Origin of the sequence: Polaromonas sp. (assembly GCF_039932935.1) — a bacterium.
Lineage (GTDB): Bacteria > Pseudomonadota > Gammaproteobacteria > Burkholderiales > Burkholderiaceae_C > Polaromonas.
In genome coordinates this window covers 18555-37801 of the sequence record NZ_JBDTPB010000124.1, presented here as the reverse complement: position 1 = coordinate 37801, position 19247 = coordinate 18555, and the positions used below count along the sequence as shown (strand labels likewise).

19 protein-coding genes are annotated in these 19247 nt (G+C 62.0%); 4 read left to right on the top strand and 15 right to left on the bottom strand.

What is annotated here, in order from left to right; translation table 11 throughout:
- The 6 genes from ABI546_RS19590 to ABI546_RS19565 all read right to left on the bottom strand — a co-directional run.
- Positions 1–563: MFS transporter (locus ABI546_RS19590; protein ID WP_348049337.1), on the bottom strand; the 563-nt coding region annotated here is incomplete at its 3' end.
- Between the two features lie 28 nt (positions 564–591).
- Positions 592–1854, bottom strand: coding sequence for a nitrate/nitrite transporter (locus ABI546_RS19585; RefSeq protein ID WP_348049335.1), 1263 nt, complete (start codon positions 1852–1854; stop codon positions 592–594).
- 158 nt (positions 1855–2012) lie between these two features.
- Entirely contained in the window at positions 2013–2714 is a 702-nt protein-coding gene (locus ABI546_RS19580) for a response regulator (protein ID WP_348049333.1), read from the bottom strand.
- Positions 2701–4656 (bottom strand): type IV pili methyl-accepting chemotaxis transducer N-terminal domain-containing protein, encoded by a 1956-nt coding sequence (locus tag ABI546_RS19575; RefSeq protein ID WP_348049331.1) that lies wholly within the window; start codon positions 4654–4656, stop codon positions 2701–2703. Before ABI546_RS19575 ends, ABI546_RS19580 begins: the two co-directional genes overlap by 14 nt.
- A 56-nt stretch (positions 4657–4712) precedes the next feature.
- Positions 4713–5831 (bottom strand): DNA polymerase III subunit delta, encoded by a 1119-nt coding sequence (gene holA, locus ABI546_RS19570; RefSeq protein WP_348049329.1) that lies wholly within the window; start codon positions 5829–5831, stop codon positions 4713–4715.
- 9 nt (positions 5832–5840) lie between these two features.
- Positions 5841–6263 carry an Lrp/AsnC family transcriptional regulator gene (locus ABI546_RS19565; RefSeq protein ID WP_348049327.1) on the bottom strand — a complete coding sequence of 141 codons (423 nt, stop codon included), beginning with the start codon at positions 6261–6263 and terminating at the stop codon, positions 5841–5843.
- Positions 6264–6444: 181 nt separating this feature from the next.
- Here ABI546_RS19565 and ABI546_RS19560 point away from each other — a divergent pair, with 181 nt between their 5' ends.
- The gene (locus ABI546_RS19560; RefSeq protein WP_348049325.1) at positions 6445–7530 is read left to right on the top strand and encodes an ornithine cyclodeaminase; all 1086 of its coding nucleotides are present in this window, start codon (positions 6445–6447) and stop codon (positions 7528–7530) included.
- Positions 7530–8444: an arginase gene (rocF, locus tag ABI546_RS19555; RefSeq protein ID WP_348049323.1), complete on the top strand. Its 915-nt coding sequence runs from the start codon at positions 7530–7532 to the stop codon at positions 8442–8444. Before ABI546_RS19560 ends, rocF begins: the two co-directional genes overlap by 1 nt.
- Positions 8445–8461: 17 nt before the next feature.
- On the opposite strand, the gene lptE is transcribed toward rocF, so the two are convergent.
- The 6 genes from lptE to ABI546_RS19525 all read right to left on the bottom strand — a co-directional run bounded on the left by lptE (position 8462) and on the right by ABI546_RS19525 (position 14654).
- Positions 8462–8965 carry an LPS assembly lipoprotein LptE gene (lptE, locus tag ABI546_RS19550; protein WP_348049321.1) on the bottom strand — a complete coding sequence of 168 codons (504 nt, stop codon included), beginning with the start codon at positions 8963–8965 and terminating at the stop codon, positions 8462–8464.
- 28 nt (positions 8966–8993) lie between these two features.
- Positions 8994–11720, bottom strand: coding sequence for a leucine--tRNA ligase (leuS, locus tag ABI546_RS19545; RefSeq protein ID WP_348049318.1), 2727 nt, complete (start codon positions 11718–11720; stop codon positions 8994–8996).
- A 130-nt stretch (positions 11721–11850) separates the two neighbouring features.
- The gene (locus ABI546_RS19540; protein ID WP_348049345.1) at positions 11851–12288 is read right to left on the bottom strand and encodes a biopolymer transporter ExbD; all 438 of its coding nucleotides are present in this window, start codon (positions 12286–12288) and stop codon (positions 11851–11853) included.
- A complete protein-coding gene (locus tag ABI546_RS19535; RefSeq protein ID WP_348049316.1) occupies positions 12288–13037 on the bottom strand; it encodes a MotA/TolQ/ExbB proton channel family protein in 750 nt (249 codons plus the stop codon). The genes ABI546_RS19540 and ABI546_RS19535 overlap by 1 nt, the downstream gene beginning before the upstream one ends.
- A 208-nt stretch (positions 13038–13245) precedes the next feature.
- Positions 13246–14085: a 4-hydroxy-tetrahydrodipicolinate reductase gene (gene dapB / locus ABI546_RS19530; protein ID WP_348049314.1), complete on the bottom strand. Its 840-nt coding sequence runs from the start codon at positions 14083–14085 to the stop codon at positions 13246–13248.
- Positions 14082–14654, bottom strand: coding sequence for an outer membrane protein assembly factor BamE (locus tag ABI546_RS19525; protein WP_348049312.1), 573 nt, complete (start codon positions 14652–14654; stop codon positions 14082–14084). Before ABI546_RS19525 ends, dapB begins: the two co-directional genes overlap by 4 nt.
- Positions 14655–14804: 150 nt before the next feature.
- Here ABI546_RS19525 and fur point away from each other — a divergent pair, with 150 nt between their 5' ends.
- Entirely contained in the window at positions 14805–15257 is a 453-nt protein-coding gene (gene fur / locus ABI546_RS19520) for a ferric iron uptake transcriptional regulator (protein WP_348049310.1), read from the top strand.
- A gap of 346 nt (positions 15258–15603) precedes the next feature.
- Here the strand turns inward: fur and hprK are convergent, their stop codons facing one another.
- The 3 genes from hprK to raiA all read right to left on the bottom strand — a co-directional run bounded on the left by hprK (position 15604) and on the right by raiA (position 17566).
- A complete protein-coding gene (gene hprK / locus ABI546_RS19515; RefSeq protein ID WP_348049308.1) occupies positions 15604–16554 on the bottom strand; it encodes an HPr(Ser) kinase/phosphatase in 951 nt (316 codons plus the stop codon).
- 33 nt (positions 16555–16587) lie between these two features.
- A complete protein-coding gene (locus ABI546_RS19510) occupies positions 16588–17061 on the bottom strand; it encodes a PTS sugar transporter subunit IIA (protein ID WP_348049306.1) in 474 nt (157 codons plus the stop codon).
- A gap of 175 nt (positions 17062–17236) precedes the next feature.
- A complete protein-coding gene (gene raiA / locus ABI546_RS19505; protein ID WP_348049304.1) occupies positions 17237–17566 on the bottom strand; it encodes a ribosome-associated translation inhibitor RaiA in 330 nt (109 codons plus the stop codon).
- Positions 17567–18030: 464 nt separating this feature from the next.
- Between raiA and ABI546_RS19500 the strand changes: the two genes are divergently transcribed.
- Complete coding sequence (locus ABI546_RS19500; protein WP_348049303.1) at positions 18031–19245, top strand: patatin-like phospholipase family protein; 1215 nt, start codon at positions 18031–18033, stop codon at positions 19243–19245.
- Positions 19246–19247: the final 2 nt, after the last annotated feature.

Below are 19247 nucleotides of genomic sequence, written 5' to 3'. Positions count from 1 at the left end.
GTCGTCACGCCGAAATTGCCCAAGCCAGCATTGAGGCCAAGTGCGGTGCCCTGCAGCCGCTTGGGAAAGAAGGTGCTGATATTGGACATGGAGCTGGCGAAGTTCCCGCCACCGACCCCACACCACAAGGCCATCAGCTGGAAGGACCACAGCGGCCATTCGGGGTGCTGCAGCACAATGCCGGTGCCGATGGCCGGTGCCAGCAGCATGGAGGTCGTCAGGAAGATGGTGTTGCGCCCGCCGGCCAACCGGATCAGGAAGGAGGCCGGGATGCGCATAGTGGCGCCTGCCAGGCCCGCAATGGCCGTCAGCGTGAAAAGTTCGGCCTGGGTGAAGGGAAAGCCCAGGTTGAGCATCTGCACGGTGATGATGCCCCACATGCCCCAGACGGCAAAGCCGCACAGCAGGCTGGGCACCGAGATCCAGAGGTTGCGATAGGCAATGCGTTTGCCGGTGCTTTCCCAAAACTGCTCGTCCTCGGGACGCCAGTCGGTGATGTCGGTGCCTGATGAATTCGGCTGGAGCGCAGGAATGGCAGCACTCGTTGCGGATTTGGTAGTCATGTTTTTTCCTTTGAAGAAGATGGCAACATCAGGCGGATGCGCCGCTTGCGTTCGACCCCATGACTTCAGTGCGGCGCACCTCGGTCCAGTACATCCAGATCAACGAGACCCAGACGACGCCGTACATGAACATGAAGGCACTGGAGCGGATGCCGGTGAGGTCCATCAGGCCGCCGAAGATGATGGGCAGCACAAAGCCGCCCAGCCCGCCGGCCAGGCCGACAATGCCGCTGATGGCGCCGATGTTGGCACCGTAGTCGTCACTGATGTACTTGAAGACACTGGCCTTGCCGAAGGCCCAGGCAATGCCCAGGAGGAACATCAGCGCTGTGAAGGTGTAGACGTTCAATCCGAGGTGGAAGGTCGCCGGGCCGTTGACCGTGAGGATGGTGAAGTCGGTCTGCGGGTAGGACAGCAGGAACAGGCACACCCAGCTCACCCACATCACCCACCAGGTGACGCTGTGCGCACCGTACTTGTCGGACAGCACACCACCAAAGGCGCGCAGCACGCCGCCGGGCAGCGAGAAACACGCTGCCAGCAACGCTGCCACGCGAATATCGAGGCCGAACTCACCCACGTAGTACTGCACCATCCAGAGCGACAAAGCCACATAGCCGCCGAACACGATGCTGTAGTACTGGCAGTACTTGAGGACTTTCGGGTCCTTCAAGGCCTTGAGCTGATCGCTGAACTTGACGTGGCTGGGCACCAGGTGCGAAGGGTCGCTGTAGCTGAACAGCCAGAACAGCACCAGCGCAGCCAGCATGATGACCGCGTATACCTGCGGCACCATGGCCCAACCAAAGGCCACAAGCAGCACGGGCGCCACGAACTTGTTGACAGCGGCACCCGAATTGCCGGCGCCGTACACACCCATGGCCATGCCCTGGCGACTTTTCGGGAACCAGCGCGCCACATAAGGTGTACCCACCGAGAACGAGCCGCCGGCTAAGCCAACAAACAGGCCGATCACCAGAAAGTGCCAGTAGACCGTGGCGTAGCTCATCAGCCAGATCGCCGGCACGGTGATAGCCATCAGGATGGCCATGACAATGCGCCCGCCGTAGCGGTCGGTCCAGATGCCCAGCGGGACGCGGATCAGCGAGCCGGTCAGCACCGGCGTGGCCGCGAGCAACCCGAACTCGGTGGCGTTGAGGTTCAGCATCTTCCTGATCGGGATGCCGATCACGCCGAACATCATCCAGACCATGAAGCAGACGGTGAAGGCCAGCGTGCTGACAATCAGCACCGACCATGCTTTTTTTGAGTTGCCCAGTTCAGAGGCCATGTTGTTTCTCCAGACACATGGCATGACTGTCGGCTTTTAACGCGCCGCTGAATATCCTCCTTAGGGACAGGAAAACGGTATAAAAGAAATTGCGGCGAAGACCCGGCCTCGTTCTTAGGAACTACTGCAGGATCAAACTGCGCAGGCCTTGATCTATATCAAGTCAGGTTGCGGCCAGTTGCGTAGACGGCTGCCTGAACCCGCGAGCTGAGCTGCAATTTGCGCAGAATGTGTTGGACGTGAATCTTCACCGTGGTCTCGGCAATATCGAGCTTGCGGGCAATCACCTTGTTGCTGTCGCCGCGTGCAATTTGCGAAAGGACCTCTCGCTCGCGGGCCGATAGCAGCGCGAGGGCCGAATCGTCCGGCACTGGCGCATTCCCATTGCGACTTGCCTCCGCCGAAGCCGCTTCACCGGTCACGGGCAACGGGACCTTGGATCGAAAGGCAGCCACCAGCTTGGTCATCATCTCCGGGCTCACCACAGACTCACCGTCAAGGACCTTGATGATGGATTCCGACAAACGGTCCAGCTCAACGGTTTTCAGCAGGTAACCATCGGCTCCAGCCTGCAGTGCTGCGGCCAGATCCCCTTCATGTTCGCTGACGGTCAGCATCAAGATGCGAGTTCCAGGCGCCGCGTCTTTGAGCGCTGCGATGCCATCCACACCAAGAACGCCCGGCAGATGATTGTCAAGCAGGATGAGGTCAGGTTGGCTGCGCGCTACGCAACGCAGTGCCTCGCCGATATCGCCGGCTTCGCCAGCCACGTCGAAACGCCCATCCTGCGACAGCAGTGCAACCAGCCCGCGACGGAACAGGGTGTGGTCATCCACCACCAGCAGTTCAATGGATTTCATTGTGATTTTCCTGAGTCGCCGTGCCAGGCGAGACGGCTGATGCCGGCCCCACGGGCTGCGCCGCCACGCCACCACCGACCTCGGGGTGAGGCGGCAGTGTCAGCGTGACCGTAGTTCCCTGCCCTGCCGAGGAGGCGATGTTCACGTCAGCGCCAATACGCCCGGCACGTTCACGCATGATGTTGAGACCGACATGGAACTCCCCCGGGTGTTTTTGGGTGTCGAAGCCGGCGCCATTGTCGCGCACCACAAAACGCCAACGTGCGCCTTTTGCCACTTCCAGCCCGACTTGCGTGGCACCGGCATGCTTGCGCACATTCGACAGCGCCTCCTGCATCACATGCAGCACCTGAACCTGCACATCCGATGGCAGCGGCAGCCCTTGACCATGGACCTGCAGCTGTCCAGACAGCCCTGTCTGGCTCTGGAATTTCTGCAGTGTTTCCCGCAGCGCCTGCTCAATATCGTCAGTGTTGGTGCGCGTGCGGAAATGCACCAGCAATTCGCGAACATCACTGATACTTTCACGCAGCCCGATGTCCAGTTCATCGAGCGCGCCCTGCATCTGTGGGGTCTGTCCTTTCTGCACGGCTGTCCGCAGCAACTGCACCTGGATCTTGAGAAAGGCCAATGACTGCGCAATCGAGTCGTGCAGGTTGCGTGCCAACAGGGCGCGCTCCTCCGCCACCGCCGCTTCTCGGTCCAATGCATCGGCGCGCAGACCCTCCAGGGAGCTGGCCAGGTGGCTGGCCAACGCGTCCAGCAATTCGATCTCATCGGCGCTCAGCAAAACAGGTGCGCGAAAGAACAGATTGAATTCGCCAAGCAAGCGTTGCTGCAGGCGTATCGGCACACTGACCACGTTTTCGTACCCCACCTTGGCGCAATGGCGCACCGGTGCTTCATCGTGGCAGAGAATCGGGATCACGCGGGTGCGCGCGTCTGGCCGCAAATTGCCACAGGCACAGGCCCCGGCCAGCAGGCTGCGCTCTTCTTCCACGAGATCCTGGGGGAAACAGTCGGAGGCCAGCATCAGATAGCGCTGGTTGGCATCATCGGACCAGCGAACCGTTGCAGCGTCGGCCTTCATTACAGCGCGCACGCGCTGGGCAAAGCCGCGCGCCAGCTCGTCAATGCTGCCCGCCTGGGCCAGGAAGGCGCTGACCTTGTACAGGGCCTCGAGGCGAACGCGTTGCGCCTCAATACGCCGTGTCTTGACCTCGACCTTGGCTTCCAGCCCTTCGTAAAGCGATTGCAAGGTGGCTGCCATGCGGTTAAAACCAGCGGCTACCTGCCCAAACTCATCCACGGTGTCGACGTCGACGCGCGTCCTGAAGTCCCCGGACTCCAGCTTGCGCAGGCCTTCGCGAAGCTGCCCCAAAGGATTGATTACATACATGTAACCGGTGTAGAGCATGACGACTGCCCCGCCTATGGCCAACGCCATCATCAGGAGCTGAAACAGGTTAAGGATCGCTGTGAGACGGGACATGTGCTGTTCGATCACCAGCACCAGACGGTCGCTCGCCTCTACAAACTCTCCCCCAGCCTTCATCAGGATCTGCGCTTGCGGAGCCGGCTCGGCCAGCCACAGCCGCCGCTGACCACGCCACAAAGACTCGACATCCGCAAAACGCTGACGCACCTGATCATCCCAAGGTACAAACAACGGCCGCGATGGATCACCTTCGCGTAAAAGCGACAGGCTCTCGTCGAAACGGGCCACCAGGCCCTGCAACTCGGTGCGGTTCGCGCCCACCTGCACCGCGCTGGCCAGGCGCCAAGTCTGCATACGCATGCGCCCGGCCTCGTTGACCGCCGCAGCGCCTCCTTCAAGCTGCCAGGTCACCCACAAGGTCAGCCCAATAGAGGCCAACGCGACGATCAGAAGGCTGGCGCCTATGCGAATGAGTTTTTTTGACAGGGAAGCCGTCTGTTGCATGCCACGAGCGTAACCCCGATCAGGGTGACGCGCCACTCGTACACCAGGCGCTGTTGCTAGGCCTTTGAGTTGCTTACCACGGCATGCGACCTGCGGGGCCCAGACGACGGCGCTGCGCATTGCTCACACACCATGCCCGCCAGCCGGTGCAGGGCCTGCCAGCCGTCGGCCGGCCAGTCGGGTTGCTTCAGTCCTTTGACGATGCCGTCGACCTTGTGGGCCGCATGCAGCAGGTTGGCCAGGGTGGTGTCGCCGATTTGCGGCAGCACGCGTTCGAACAATTTTTCCTTGATGCCCCAGACGCGGTTTTCGCGCAGCGCCATGGGCATGGGCCGCCCTGCTTGAATAGCGTCCTTCACGCGTTTCATGCTGCGGATGTCTTCGGCCAACGCCCAGTGCACCAGCACTTCGGACTCACCCTCGGACTGCAGGCCGTCGAGCATGCGCGCCACGCGCACGGACTGGCCGCCGAGCACAGCTTCTGAGAGCTTGAAGACGTCATAACGCGCCACGTTGAGCACGGCGTTTTCAACCTGGTCGAAAGTGAGGATGCCGTCGCTGCCGCCGGACTGCGCTACGTACAGCAAGCCCAGCTTCTGGATTTCCTGATGCGCGGCCAGCAGGTTGCCCTCGACCCGGTCGGCAAAAAACTGCAGCGTGCGCTGGCCTTCTTCGCCGGCGGCCACGCGCTGGCCTTGCTGCTGCAGGCGCTGGGCGATCCACTGCGGCAGGCTGCGGCGGTCAATCGGGTCGAACTTGACGGTGACGCCGAAACTTTCAAGCGCGCCAAACCAGGCGCCTTTGGCGGTCATGCTGTCGAGACGCGGCAGCATGACCAGCGTGAGGGTGGAGTCATCGCCCTGTGCTCGCTCGGCGATCTGCTGCAGCGCCACCGAGCCGTCTTTGCCGGGCTTGCCGCTGGGGACGCGGATTTCAACAATCTGCTTGTCGGCGAAGAGGCTGAGCGAGCCGCCGCTGGCCAGCACCTCGCTCCAGTCGAAATGCGCGCCGGCCACCGTGTGCACTGTGCGTTCGGTGTAGCCCTGCTCGCGCGCGGCGCTACGCAGCGCGTCGGCAAACTCCTGCACCAGCAGCGGCTCGTCGCCGTGCAGGGTGTACAGGCTTTTCAAGCCGCGCTTGAGGTGTTCCTGGAGTTGGGCGGGGGCCAGATTCATGATGGGAGTTTAAAGCTTGGTGGTCGACAGCAGCAGGCTGGTTTCGGTATTGGCAATGCCTTCCAGCAGGCGGATACGGCTCAACACGCTGTCAAAGGCTTCAAGGCTGTCGGCTTGCAGCTCGGCCACCATGTCCCAGCGCCCGTTGGTGGTGTGCAACGCGCTCACAGCCGGATCGCCGCGCAGGGCCGCCAGTACGGCCGCCGTGCGGTTGCCTTCCACTGCCACCGTCATGAAGGCGCGGATGCGGTGGCCCTCGGCCTGGGGCTTGAGGCGTACGGTATAGCCCGTGATGGTGCCGCCCGCCTCCAGCTTGGCCAAGCGGTTTTGCACCGTGCCGCGCGAGACGCGCAGGACCTTGGCCAAAGACGCGACCGAGGCCCGGGCATCGTCCCGCAGCAGTGAGAGCAATTGGCGGTCGGTGTCGTCCATGGCGGAATTCTATTGTCGAAATGACAATTTATTCTGACTAATTGATTAATCAAGCCGTTAAATTGATCAATTTACTGGCTTTTCTTTAGCGCAAGCGCTGCAGACAATGGTGTGAATCAGGCTTGGTCGCGCTTGGCTTTGCGCCTTGCCAAGCCCACAAACACAGAACGGGAGCCCCACCATGGTTGACTACATCGGCATTGAAAGCATTCAGAAAATCGTCCGCCAGCGCGGCGCGGCCGCCTTTATCGAAGGCCTGGCTGGCGAGATCGAGCATGACTACCGGCGCTGGAACGACTTTGACAAGTCGGCGCGCCACGCCATCCATTCGCCCGACGGCGTGATCGAACTCATGCCCACCAGCGACGGCCACCAATATTCCTTCAAGTACGTCAATGGCCATCCCAAAAACACCGAGCTGGGTTTGCTGACGGTGACGGCCTTCGGTGTGCTGGCCGACGTGGACACCGGCTACCCGCTGCTGCTGTCAGAACTCACCATCACCACCGCGCTGCGCACGGCCGCCATGTCGGCGCTGGCCGCGAAGTGGATGGCGCGCCCGGGCAGCCGCGTGATGGCGATCATCGGCAACGGCGCGCAAAGCGAGTTCCAGGCCATCGCTTTTCACCACATGCTGGGCATACGCGAAATGCGCCTGTTTGACATTGACGCCGGCGCCAGCGATAAACTGGCCCGTAACCTGCATGCCATGGGGTTGCAGGGCCTGAGCGTGACCATTTGCCAGTCCGCGGACCAAGCCGTGCAAGGAGCCGACATCGTGACCACCATCACCGCCGACAAGCGCAACGCCGTCATCCTCACACCGGAGATGATCAAACCCGGCATGCACCTGAACGCCGTTGGCGGCGACTGCCCCGGCAAGACCGAGTTGCACGCCGACATCCTGCTGCGCAAAGACGCCCGTGTGGTGGTCGAGTTCGAACCGCAATCGCGCATCGAAGGCGAGATCCAGCAGATGCCCGAGGATTTCAGGGTGGCTGAATTCGCCGACGTGCTCAAAGGCACGGCCCAAGGGCGCGCTTCGCCCGACGAGGTCACGATTTTTGATTCGGTCGGCTTTGCGCTGGAAGATTATTCGGCCCTGCGCTATTTGCACAAGCTGCAGCTGGCAGATGCCGCCAACCGCCGCCAGATCGACCTGGTACCGCATCTGGACAACCCCAAAGACCTGTTCGGCTTGCTCGCGCCAGCCGCCGCCGCACCCAAAGCACCGCGTATTTCCTCTATCCCCGAAATGGCACGTTGATGACCAAGCCCGTAGACCTGATTGGCGCCCCTACCGACATCGGCGCGGGCAGCCGCGGCGCCTCCATGGGCCCTGAAGCCTTGCGTGTGGCCGGTATCCGCGAGGCGTTGCACGGCCGCGGGCTGGAGGTGCTTGATACCGGCAATCTGGCCGGCCCGACCAATCCGTGGCTGCCGCCCGCCGAGGGCTATCGGCACCTCGACGAGGTGGTCGCCTGGAACCAGGCGGTGCACGAAGCGATGCACCAGAGCCTGGCGGCCGGCCACCTGCCCATCCTGCTGGGCGGCGACCACTGCCTGGGCATCGGCTCGATCAGCGCGGTGGCGCGCCACTGCCGAGAGACCGGCAAGACCCTCCGCGTACTCTGGCTGGATGCGCACACCGACTTCAACACCAACGCGCTCACGCCTACCGGCAATGTGCACGGCATGCCCGTGGCCGTGCTGTGCGGCCACGGCCCGGCTGAGCTCACCGGCATAGGCGGCACGGTGCCCGCCATGAGCCCCAGGGCGATACGGCAAATCGGCATCCGCAGCGTGGACGAGGGTGAAAAGCGCTTTGTGCGGCAGGAAGGCCTGGAGGTGTTCGACATGCGCTACATCGACGAGATGGGCATGCGCCACACCATGGAAAAGGCTTTGTCGGACATGGACACAAACACGCACCTGCACGTCAGCTTCGACGTGGATTTCCTGGACCCATCCATCGCGCCGGGCGTGGACACCGCCATCAAGGGCGGCCCGACCTACCGTGAGGCACAGCTGTGCATGGAGATGATTGCCGACACGGGCCTGCTCGGCTCGCTCGACGTGATGGAGCTCAACCCCGCGCTGGACGTGCGCAACGGCACGGCTGCAGTCGCGGTGGATTTGATTGAGAGCCTGTTTGGCAAAAGCACGCTGATGCGCGCCTGAACGCCGCTTTCCAGGCGTCAGAGTTCGGTCACGGCCGCCAGGCGGCGCATGATCTGCTGGACAACGTCACTTTGCATGTCGCGGTACAACAGGTTTTCCTCGGCTTCCTTGGCCAGCACAGCAGACTCGTTGAAGCTGATGTCGCGCTGCTGCAGGATTTCTGTTTCAGGGATAAGTTCTTTGCCCGCCAGCGTGCGCAGCTTGAAGCGAAAGCGCAGTCGCAACTGAAACTCGCGCACCTGGCCAGCGGCATTTCGGCTCAGAATCACTTTTTCCCGCTGGTCACCCACCACATCGAGAACCACCTGCGCCTCATTGATCCTGCGGGCCTCGGTGATTACTTCCACTTTGCGGGTTGCCTGCAGTGAACGCCGCAGTTCTACGCCCAACGGCGAGCTCTCGGCCAAGCCCGAGTAAAGCGTGGTGAAGGCAAACGTGGGCGCCTTGCGCAGGGCAAAGCCGCAGCCACTGAGGCTCAGGGCGGCGGGGGCCGACAGGAAGAGGAATGCGCGACGGTGCATGGCTTGCCTTCTCTTTGTTGAAACGGTCTCAGATGACGATGTTGACCAGCCGGCCAGGCACCACAACCACCTTTTTGGCGGGCGCACCCGCCGCTTGCTTGATAAAAACCTCAGACGCCAGCGCAGCCGCCTCAATGGTGGCCTTGTCGGCGCCGGCGGGCACCGTGACAGCGCCACGCAGCTTGCCGTTGATCTGCAGCACGAGTTCGATCTCGTCCTGCTGCAGCGCTGCCGCGTCGACCTCGGGCCATGGGGCATCAAGCAGTTCACCGTGATTGGCGGCGTAGCCGAGCTGCGACCAGAGCGCGTGCGCCAGGTGCGGCGTGGCCGGGTAAAGGCAACGCAGCAGGATGCTGAAGCCTTCGCGAAGAGCTGCTTGCGAGCCGGCAGATGCCGCGCCTTTGAAATCTTCCATGGCGTTGAGCAGCTTCATGTTGCCTGACACCACGGTGTTGTATTGCATGCGCTGGTAGTCGTAGTCGATCTGCTTGAGAATCGTGTGGATCTCCAGGCGAAGGGCCTTGGTTTCCTTGTCAAATTCGATCGCGGTGCCCGAAGGCTGTGCGCTACCAGCTCCTGAATTAATAGCATGAAGTTTGACGCCGAAATTCCAGACACGGCGCAAAAAGCGGTAGGAACCCTCCAGCGCGGCGTCATTCCACTCCAGCGTGGTGTCGGGCGGCGCGGTGAACATGGTGTAGAGCCGCGCGGTGTCCGCGCCGTATTTTTCGATCAGGTCCTGCGGGTCGACGCCGTTGTTCTTGGACTTGGACATCGTGGTCCAGCCCTCGTAGGGCACCGGCAATCCGTCGGCCTTGGAGGTGGCAGAGACCACCTTGGCGTGCTCGTCGCGCACGATGTCGAGCTCATGCGCCCAAAAGTACTGCTTGCCCGTAGTGACACGCGAGAAAGCCTCATTGAGCACCATGCCCTGCGTGAGCAGCTTGGTGAAGGGCTCATCGACCTTCACCAGGCCCAGGTCGCGCATCACCTTGGTCCAGAAGCGCGCGTAAAGCAAATGCAGGATGGCATGCTCGATGCCGCCGATGTACTGGTCCATCGGCATCCAGTAGTTGGCGCCTTCTGCCACCATCTTCTCGTCGTTCTTCGGGTCGCAATAGCGCATGAAGTACCAGGACGAATCGACAAAGGTGTCCATGGTGTCGGTCTCGCGGCGGCCGGGCTTGCCGCACACGGGGCAGACCACGCCGGCGTGGAAGCCCGCATGCTTGTGCAGCGGGTTGCCCGAGCCGTCGGGCACGCAGTCTTGCGGCAGCACCACGGGCAGGTCTTTTTCAGGCACCGGCACGGCGCCGTGCTCTTCGCAGTGGATGATGGGGATCGGCGTGCCCCAATAGCGCTGGCGGCTCACGCCCCAGTCGCGCAGGCGCCATGTGGTTTTTTTCTCGCCCAGGCCTTTGGCCGCGAGGTCGGCGGCCACGGCGTCTACCGCGGCCTTGCAGCCCAGGCCGTCGTACTTGCCGGAGTTGATGGTCACGCCCTGCTGCTTGTCGCCGTACCAGTCGGCCCAGGCGTCGAGGCTGTAGGCCTGGCCCTTGACGTCTACGACCTGCTTGATGGGCAGTTTGTATTTTTTGGCGAACTCGAAATCACGTTCGTCATGCGCGGGCACGCCCATCACGGCGCCGTCGCCGTAGCTCATTAGCACATAGTTGCCAACCCAGACTTCGACCTTCTCGCCGGTGAGCGGGTGGGTGACGAAGAGACCTGTGGGCATGCCCTTTTTCTCTTGCGTGGCGAGTTCGGCTTCGGTCGTGCCCCCGGCCTTGCATTCTTCGATAAAGGCGGCGATCTTTGAATTGGCAGCGGCGGCATGCAGGGCCAGCGGATGCTCAGGCGCCACGGCGCAGAAAGTCACACCCATGATGGTGTCAGCTCGCGTGGTGAAGACATACATCTTCCCATCGCCGATCAGCTTGCCGGAGGCGTCCTGAATGTCGTGCGTGAAGGCAAAGCGCACGCCTTCGCTCTTGCCGATCCAGTTTTCCTGCATCAGTTTGACGCGCTCGGGCCAGCCAGATAACGTGCCCCCACGCTCCCCCACTGCGTGTGGCTCGCTGCCCCCTGAGGGGGCCCTCGCGCCTTGGGGGGGCCCGGCGTCGCTCGAGTTTGTTTTCACATACTCTAAAAGCTCGTTGGCGTACTGGGTGATCTTCAGGTAGTAGCCGGGAATCTCGCGCTTTTCCACCACGGCGCCGGTGCGCCAGCCCTTGCCGTCGATCACCTGTTCATTGGCCAGCACGGTCTGGTCGACAGGGTCCCAGTTCACGACCTGAGTCTTGCGGTAGGCAATGCCTTTTTCGAGCATCTTCAAAAAGAGCCACTGGTTCCACTTGTAGTAGCTCGCGTCGCAGGTGGCGACTTCGCGGCTCCAGTCGATGGCCAGGCCCATCGCCTGCATCTGCTTTTTCATGTAGGCGATGTTGTCGTAGGTCCACTTCGCCGGCGGCACACCGTTTTTCATGGCGGCGTTTTCTGCCGGCAGGCCGAAAGCGTCCCAGCCCATGGGCATCAAGACGTTGTAGCCCTTCATGCGCAGGTGGCGCGTGAGCATGTCGTTGATGGTGTAGTTGCGCACGTGGCCCATGTGCAGCTTGCCGCTGGGGTAGGGCAGCATGGAGCAGGCGTAGTACTTCTTGCGGCTGGCGTCTTCCGTCACGCGATAAGCGTCGGCAGCGGTCCAGTGGGCCTGAGCATCGCGCTCAACATCGAGGTGGTTGTATTTGTCTTGCATGGAGAACCGGGAAGGCGAAAAACGTATAACAAAAAACAGAAGCCGCGAAAGCAGGAGCCCGTGACAGCGAACACGGGGCGCAGCCCTGGCGGCGAATCCCCAATTTTAGTGGCTGGCTGCGCCGCGCGGGTTACCGGGCCGGCGCGGGACTTCCGCGGGCGGGATCCGCCACAAAGCCGATGCGGCTGAGCCCGGCTTTTTGCGCCAGGCCCATGACCTCCACCACTTTGCCGTAAGGCACGGCTTCGTCCGCTCGCAACTGCACCTCGGTGTCGGGATTCTGCGCGGCGGTCTCCGCCAGCCGGCGGGCAAGCTCGTCCGGGGCCAGGGCTTTGTCGTTCAGAAATGCCTGGCCGGCTTTGTCGACGACCAGCGTGACGAATTTCGGGGTCTCGGCCGGCTTGGCCGCGTCGGTCTTGGGCAAATCCAGGCGGATCGTGCTGGCCAGCAAGGGCGCCGTGATGATGAAGATCACCACCAGCACCAGCATCACGTCCACGAGCGGGGTCACGTTGATGTCGCTCATGGGCTGCGGGCCCTGGGTGCGCTCAAGGCGGCCGAACCCCATCACAAGGTAACCGATGGGTGGCCACCAGCCGGAGAATTTTCCGACGGGCCGCCCCTAGGAAAATTAGCCCCCTCGGGGAGCAGCGCAGTACGCGAAGCGACAAGCGTGGGGGCCGCAGATGCGAGCAGCTCACGCAAATCGCGGGCAAAACCCTCAAGGTCGGCTTCAATGCGGCCCACATAGCGGCCAAAGATGTTGTAGGCCAGCACGGCCGGAATGGCCACTGCCAGCCCTGCCGCCGTCATGATGAGCGCTTCGCCGACCGGACCTGAGACTTTGTCGATGGTGATCTGACCGGCTGAGGCAATGCCCACCAGGGCGTGGTAAATACCCCAGACCGTCCCCAGCAGCCCCACGAATGGCGCAGTGGAGCCCACGGTGGCCAGCAGCACCTGGCCGAATTGCAGCTTGTGAAGAATGCCGTGGAGGGCGTCACGCAGGACGCGGGTCAGTTGATGCGACCTGTCGCCGGCCGAGGCCAAGGTACCGTCAGCCTGGATATCTGTGGCGGCGATCAGCGGCAACACCAGCGCTTCACGGTCGAAGACAGCCACTTTTTCGCGGGCCTGCTCCATGGAAGCCGACTGCCAGAAAGCCGCCGTGCTGCGAGCGACGTCCTGCGTTGCACGCTGAAGCATCCAGGCTTTCCACAAAATCACGACCCAACTCGCAATCGACATGGCCAGCAGCAAAATGGCCACCAGTTGGCTGACCATACCGCCCCGGGTCATCAGGCTGAAGAAGTCCATCAGGAGATGGCCCCCACGCTCGCCACTGCGTGTGCTTCGCTGCCCCCCGAGGGGGCACATTTCGCCTTGGGACGGCCCGGCGGCGAAACCTTCGCCCCCACGCTCGCCACTGCATGTGCTTCGCTGCCCCCCGAGGGGGTGCATTTCGCCTTGGGGCGGCCCGGCGGCGAAACCTTCGCCCCCGCAGTTTCCAGGGCGCGCACTCCGCTCATTTCAGGCCCAGGACGTCAAACATGTCAAAAAGCCCGGTGGTTTTTCCGTCCAGAAAGCGTGCGGCCCGCAGGCTCCCCTGAGCGTAGTTGGCCCGGCTGGAGGACTTGTGGGATATTTCGATGCGCTCACCGGTTCCCAAAAACATCACCGTGTGGTCACCCACCACATCGCCGCCGCGCACTGCCGCAAAGCCGATGGAGGATGGATCCCGCTCGCCGGTGACGCCTTCACGCGCATACACGGCGCAATCCTTGAGGTCGCGGCCCAGCGCGCCGGCAATCACTTCACCCATCTTGAGGGCGGTGCCGGAAGGGGCATCCACCTTGTGGCGATGGTGGGCCTCAACAATTTCAATGTCGTAGCCGGTAGACAAGGCTTTTGCTGCCATCTCTAGCAGCTTGAACGTGACGTTGACACCCACGCTCATGTTGGGCGCCATGACGATGGCGATGTCCTTGGCAGCTGCGGCTATTTCAGCCTTCTGCGCATCAGAAAAACCGGTGGTGCCAATCACCAGCTGGACACCCAGCTCGCGGCAGGCCGCCAAGTGCGCCAGCGTACCTTCAGGGCGCGTGAAGTCGATCAGCACGCGCGAGTCCTTGAGACCCTGCCGAAGGTCGGCGGTGATCAGAGCGCCGCTCATCCGCCCGGAGAACGCCGCGGCATCACTGCCAATGGCGGGGCTGGCGGTCACATCGAGCGCGCCGGTCAGCTGGCAATCGGCGCTGGCGCTGATCGCCTCTATCAGCATCTGGCCCATGCGGCCGCTGGCGCCCGCCACCGCGACCCGGTGCTGTCGGGCCTGGGTCGCCTGGGTTGAGCCGGCCCCGCTCACTGTTTCGGGCTCTCGAGCGGTGGGTAGGAGGCAGAGGGGGAGCCGGTCGGCTGGCTGGCAGGCGCCGCAGTGGTCGCTGAAGGGGACTTGGACTTTTCAGCCGCCTTGGTGAGCTGCTCTTCAGTGGCTTCCAGCACCGGCACATTACCCAACTTGCGTTTGTTGCCCAGCTTGGCAATGAACTCGGTCTCGCTCGGCATGGCGTCGCCTTCAAAGCGCTCCAGGCGGTCGCCCTTGAAGAACACGGTGTACTTGTACGACTGGGGCTCCACGCCCTGGCGCTTGAGTGTGAAAACGTAGTCCCACCGGTCGGCATGGAACAGGCTGGCCATCAGGGGCGTGCCCATGGTCGCCTTGACCTCTTCACGCGTCATGCCCGCGCGAAGCTGCTCGACCTGCTCTTTGGAAACAAAGTTACCCTGAATGACGTCAATCTTGTACGGGGTGACCCAGTTGACCGGATTGATCGAACTGCTGCTCATATTGCTCAGGCTGCTGCAGGATGCCAGCACCGTGCAGGCCATGAGCAGGAAAGCGATTTTGGCTCTGTAACGATGATTTGCAGGCATGGCTGACATAGTAAGAGGGTGTAGCGATATGATTGTTCATTGTAGCGGCTGGGGCCCTCCGGCCGGCACCCGTCCAGAAGGGTTGCGCCAGCGCTTTACACGGCACTTTATACGGCGTATTACCCAGCGGTTTCACCCAGAGAGTTTTCCATGAGCAACATTGACGAGTTGAAGAACACCGGCCTCAAGGCGACGCTGCCGCGCCTGAAAATCCTGGAGATTTTTCAGGCTGGAAAACAGCGCCACATGACGGCGGAAGATGTGTTCCGGGTGTTGCTCGAAGACCGTTCCGACATTGGCCTGGCGACCGTCTACCGGGTGCTGACCCAGTTCGAGCAGGCCGGGCTGCTAAACCGAAGCAATTTCGAATCAGGCAAAGCGGTCTACGAGATCAATGAAGGCCAGCACCACGATCACCTGGTTTGCCTTGACTGCGGAAAAGTCGAGGAGTTTTACGACGCCGAAATCGAGAAACGCCAGAACGCCGTCGCCAAATCCAAGGGCTTCACGATTGCCGACCACTCCCTGTCGATTTACGCCAACTGCACCAAAGACAAATGCCCCAACCGCAACGGCACGCCGGTGCGGCATCATCACGCTTGAATTTTAAGCCAAAAGGCTTTCCAGCCCTTTATTGACGAGCGCAAGCAGCTATCATTTTAATAGCGAACTCCCAACCCAACAGGGGCCGTGGAACCGGCTTAGCCGGGCCACAGGCGCAGCGGCCCCCTCGGGGGGCAGCGCATTACACGCAGCCGAAGGCGAAGTGAAAAGCGTGGGGGCCAGCCAAGGAAGCGCTGAACCAGTCCCTGCGGCGCGCGATCAGCCGGGCTCGGGCGGTCTGCTGCGTTGAATTTCTTGCCAATAGCCCGCTATTGGCTGCGAAATCCGCCTTGCATTCCATCCCGATCCGGCCGCCGCGCCCCCGCAGGAACTGGCTCAGCGCTTCCTAGTCATCCTGTTCCATGGCGCGGCGGTGCCGCTCCACGAACTCCTGGTAGGTGTTGATGCCGCGCAGCTGCAAGATGGCATTGCGCACCGCGGCTTCGACCAGCACGGCGATATTGCGGCCGGCTTCCACCTGGATGATGACCTTGCGCACCGGAATGCCCAGAACGTCTTGCGTCAAGGGCTCATAGGGGATGCGCTCGTAGTCGCGCTCAAGTGTTTCGCGCCGCACCAGGTGCACGATCATTTTCAGGCGCATTTTGCGGCGCACCGCCGTTTCGCCAAAAATGGCTTTGATGTCGAGCAGGCCGATGCCGCGCACTTCCAGCAGGTTTTGCAGCAGCTCGGGGCAGCGCCCTTCAATCGTGGTCTGGTTGATTCGGTACAAATCCACCGCGTCGTCGGCCACCAGGCCGTGCCCGCGCGAGATCAATTCCAGCCCCAGCTCGCTTTTGCCCAGGCCGGACTCGCCGGTGATCATCACGCCCAGGCCCAGGATGTCCATGAACACGCCGTGCATCGAGGTGCGGTCGGCAAAGTGCTTGGACAGGTAGGCCCTGAGCACGTCAATCACGAAAGCCGCCGATTCGGGTGTGGCGAACATCGGCAACTGGGCGCGTTCGCACATGGACAGCAGCGTGTCCGGCGCGGTCTGACCGTCGGCCACGATCAGCACGGGCGGCTCCAGCGTGATGATGCGGGAGATGCGCCGGGCACAGTCTTCAGGGCTGGCGTTGGTCAGGTAGGCGACTTCGCGTTCACCCAGAATCTGCACCCGGTAGGGATGGATGTAGTTGAGATACCCGACCAGGTCGGCACCGGAGCGCGCAGCCCGCACAGCGACTTCGTCGAAGCGCCGCTCGGAAGCGCCGAGGCCTGCAATCCATTCCCACTTCAGGGCCGCGCGGTGGTCTTCAAATAGAACGTCAGCGCTGACAACGGTGGGCTTCATGCCATCCTGTGGTTCAAAAAGGCCTCGAAGGGCCTAGGAGCTGACTTCGTGGACAGAGTGCCAGGAAGCGATCAGATGGTGCAGCGCAACGGCATCGGTGCTGGTCTTGAGTTGCTCGCGCAGATTGCCATCACTGAGCAATTCGGCAATTTCCGAAAGAATTTCGAGGTGTTTTTGGGTCGCCGCTTCGGGCACCAGCAGAAAAATCAGCAACGCCACGGCCTGTTCGTCCGGCGCATCAAAGCCAATAGGCGCCTGCAACAGGAAAACGGCCGCCATGGGGGCCTTGAGGCCTTTGATCCGGCCGTGCGGAATCGCCACGCCATGGCCAAGCCCGGTGGAACCCAGGCGTTCGCGCGCGAACAAGCTGTCGGTGATCAACGCGCGGTTCAGGCCATGTTGGTTTTCAAACAGCAGACCGGCTTCTTCGAAAGCACGTTTCTTGCTGGTCGCGTCAACGCTGACCAAAACCTGGGAGGGGGGCAAAATTTGCGAAAGACGGTTCATAACAATCTTTTAGTCGCCGAATTATGCACTTTGCAGCGGGTTTGCCGGAAAAAGAGGCATAAAAAAGCCGCCTGATAGCGCAAGCGGCTTTTGGCACCTGCTTTGCAGACCCTCGGCCGGAGCGGGATTCCGGGCCGACCAAGGCGAAATGCGAAGCAAAAAGACAACGAGCCAATCAGGCCTGGCGCTTGGCGGCAACGTGGTGATGGTCCTGGGTTTTGGTTTTGTAACGTCCAACCTGCCGGTCCAGCTTGTCGGTCAGCTCATCAACGGCGGCGTAAAGATCAGCGTGGGAACTCTCGGCAAACAGGTCGCGGCCCTTGACGTGCACATTGCACTCAGCCCGCTGGCGCCTTTCCTTTTCTTTCATGTTGTCCACTGTCAACAAGACTTTTACATCCACTACCTGGTCAAAATGCCGGGTAATCCGATCCAGCTTGCTCGTCACATAACCGCGTAGCGCGGGGGTAACTTCAAGATGGTGGCCGCTGATCGTCAAGTTCATAAAGAGACTCCTTTTCCATGGGTTGGAGCTGGGTTGAAAACACTGCCGGCCTCATGCGGGCGCGGCGGCGGACGGGGACACTCTCTTGGATTTACTATGCGCGCTATGCCCCGCAATTGCAACCTTGCGCCGCAATAAATAATGAAACCTTCTGAAAAAGCCCTTGCCAACGTTTCACCGCAGGCAGAGCGTGCCGGTGCAAAGCGCGGCCGGGCTTCAAAGGCCTTGATTCTTTTGGGTTTTTGACGCATTACATGGCGTGAGGCGCAAGGCTGCAGGCTTGCAGGAAGTCCGCCCTGGCGGCATCATGCTGACACAACTGCCGCCGACCGATCGCCGTGGCGTTGAGAACGGCGGCGACAAGTGCAAGCTGCGCCCAAGGTAAAAAATAACACCACAGACCCAGCTCATGGACCGCCTTTTTTCAGCCTCCTCGCCGCGCCAGCGACTCACCAGGCCCGGCCATGTCGCTTGAGACCATTATTTCCTCGGCGCTCACCCGGCCCGACGAAGACCAGAATGCCCTCGTCCTCATGGGCGGCGGCGCGCGCACGGCTTACCAGGCCGGTGTGCTTCATGCGCTGGCCACCATCCTCAGCCTGCAGGACGGCACCACAGCACGAAAATTCCCCTTCAAAATCCTCGTGGGGACTTCGGCGGGCGCCCTGAACGCGGCCTTTCTGGCCAGCCACGCCAGTGAAGGTCTGCAGGCGTTTGGCCAGTTGGCCAGCTTCTGGACCACCTTGCGCTCTTCGCAGGTTTACCGGCTCAAGGTGCCGGCGTGGATTCGCTCAAGCCGCATCGCGGCTGCGCTGTTTTTGTCGCAACAGGTACGGGCGCAACAGTCCCTGCTGGACAACACGCCGCTGGTCGACACCCTGCACCATGCCATTTCGCTCGGCCATATTGAACAGGCGCTGCAGGAAAAAACCCTTCACGCGCTGGCGATCACGGCCTCCAGCTATAGCAGCGGCGTGCATTGGACGTTTTGCCAGATGGCCGCAGGCCGCAAAACAGAGTTGTGGAGCCGGCCCGGGCGTCGCGCGGATTTTCAGCCCGTCACGATCGAGCACCTGATGGCCTCCAGTGCCATTCCCTTTCTGTTTCCCTCTACGCCACTCTGGGTCGACGGGCATCGCGAGTTTTTTGGCGATGGCTCCATGCGCCAGAGTTCTCCGCTGTCGCCGGCCCTGCATCTGGGCGCCAGCAAGGTGCTGGTCATCGGCGTGGGCCAGCCCGAACGCGCCGGCTTCGTGGGCGGCAACAGCCCCAACGTGAGCGGCAAACCCACACTGGGCGCCATTGCGGGCCACGCCATGGCGAGTGTGTTTCAGGACACGCTGCAGGCCGATGTGGAACAGGCCCAGCGCGTGAGCAAAACCGTGCGGCAGATGCCGCGCGAAATCGCAGCCGTCATGCCCTACCGTCCCGTCGATGTGCTGGCGATTGCGCCCTCGCAGTCGCTCGACGCGCTGGCGCAGGCCCACGCGGAAGAATTGCCCCGGGGCACCTACAACGCATTGGCAGGCCTGGGCGCGCTCGGGGCCAAGGGCAGCCCCGGCGGCGCCGCGCTCGCCAGCTACCTGCTTTTCGAGCCGGGATTTGTCAAGGCGCTGATGGCGCTGGGCGAGCAGGACGCCTACGCGCGCAAGAGCGAACTCATCGACTTCTTTATGTAGTT

Bases quoted from the DNA above. Each gene is read 5' to 3' on its own strand.
- ABI546_RS19560 (WP_348049325.1), top strand. From the start codon at position 6,445: ATGGTTGACTACATCGGCATTGAAAGCATTCAGAAAATCGTCCGCCAG.
- ABI546_RS19565 (WP_348049327.1), bottom strand. From the start codon at position 6,263: ATGGACGACACCGACCGCCAATTGCTCTCACTGCTGCGGGACGATGCC.
- ABI546_RS19525 (WP_348049312.1), bottom strand. From the start codon at position 14,654: ATGCCTGCAAATCATCGTTACAGAGCCAAAATCGCTTTCCTGCTCATG.
- hprK (WP_348049308.1), bottom strand. From the start codon at position 16,554: ATGAAGCCCACCGTTGTCAGCGCTGACGTTCTATTTGAAGACCACCGC.
- leuS (WP_348049318.1), bottom strand. From the start codon at position 11,720: ATGCAAGACAAATACAACCACCTCGATGTTGAGCGCGATGCTCAGGCC.
- lptE (WP_348049321.1), bottom strand. From the start codon at position 8,965: ATGCACCGTCGCGCATTCCTCTTCCTGTCGGCCCCCGCCGCCCTGAGC.
- raiA (WP_348049304.1), bottom strand. From the start codon at position 17,566: ATGAACTTGACGATCAGCGGCCACCATCTTGAAGTTACCCCCGCGCTA.
- ABI546_RS19510 (WP_348049306.1), bottom strand. From the start codon at position 17,061: ATGAACCGTCTTTCGCAAATTTTGCCCCCCTCCCAGGTTTTGGTCAGC.
- rocF (WP_348049323.1), top strand. From the start codon at position 7,530: ATGACCAAGCCCGTAGACCTGATTGGCGCCCCTACCGACATCGGCGCG.
- ABI546_RS19540 (WP_348049345.1), bottom strand. From the start codon at position 12,288: ATGGGGTTCGGCCGCCTTGAGCGCACCCAGGGCCCGCAGCCCATGAGC.
- ABI546_RS19580 (WP_348049333.1), bottom strand. From the start codon at position 2,714: ATGAAATCCATTGAACTGCTGGTGGTGGATGACCACACCCTGTTCCGT.
- fur (WP_348049310.1), top strand. From the start codon at position 14,805: ATGAGCAACATTGACGAGTTGAAGAACACCGGCCTCAAGGCGACGCTG.
- ABI546_RS19585 (WP_348049335.1), bottom strand. From the start codon at position 1,854: ATGGCCTCTGAACTGGGCAACTCAAAAAAAGCATGGTCGGTGCTGATT.
- holA (WP_348049329.1), bottom strand. From the start codon at position 5,831: ATGAATCTGGCCCCCGCCCAACTCCAGGAACACCTCAAGCGCGGCTTG.
- ABI546_RS19535 (WP_348049316.1), bottom strand. From the start codon at position 13,037: ATGGACTTCTTCAGCCTGATGACCCGGGGCGGTATGGTCAGCCAACTG.
- ABI546_RS19575 (WP_348049331.1), bottom strand. From the start codon at position 4,656: ATGCAACAGACGGCTTCCCTGTCAAAAAAACTCATTCGCATAGGCGCC.
- ABI546_RS19500 (WP_348049303.1), top strand. From the start codon at position 18,031: ATGTCGCTTGAGACCATTATTTCCTCGGCGCTCACCCGGCCCGACGAA.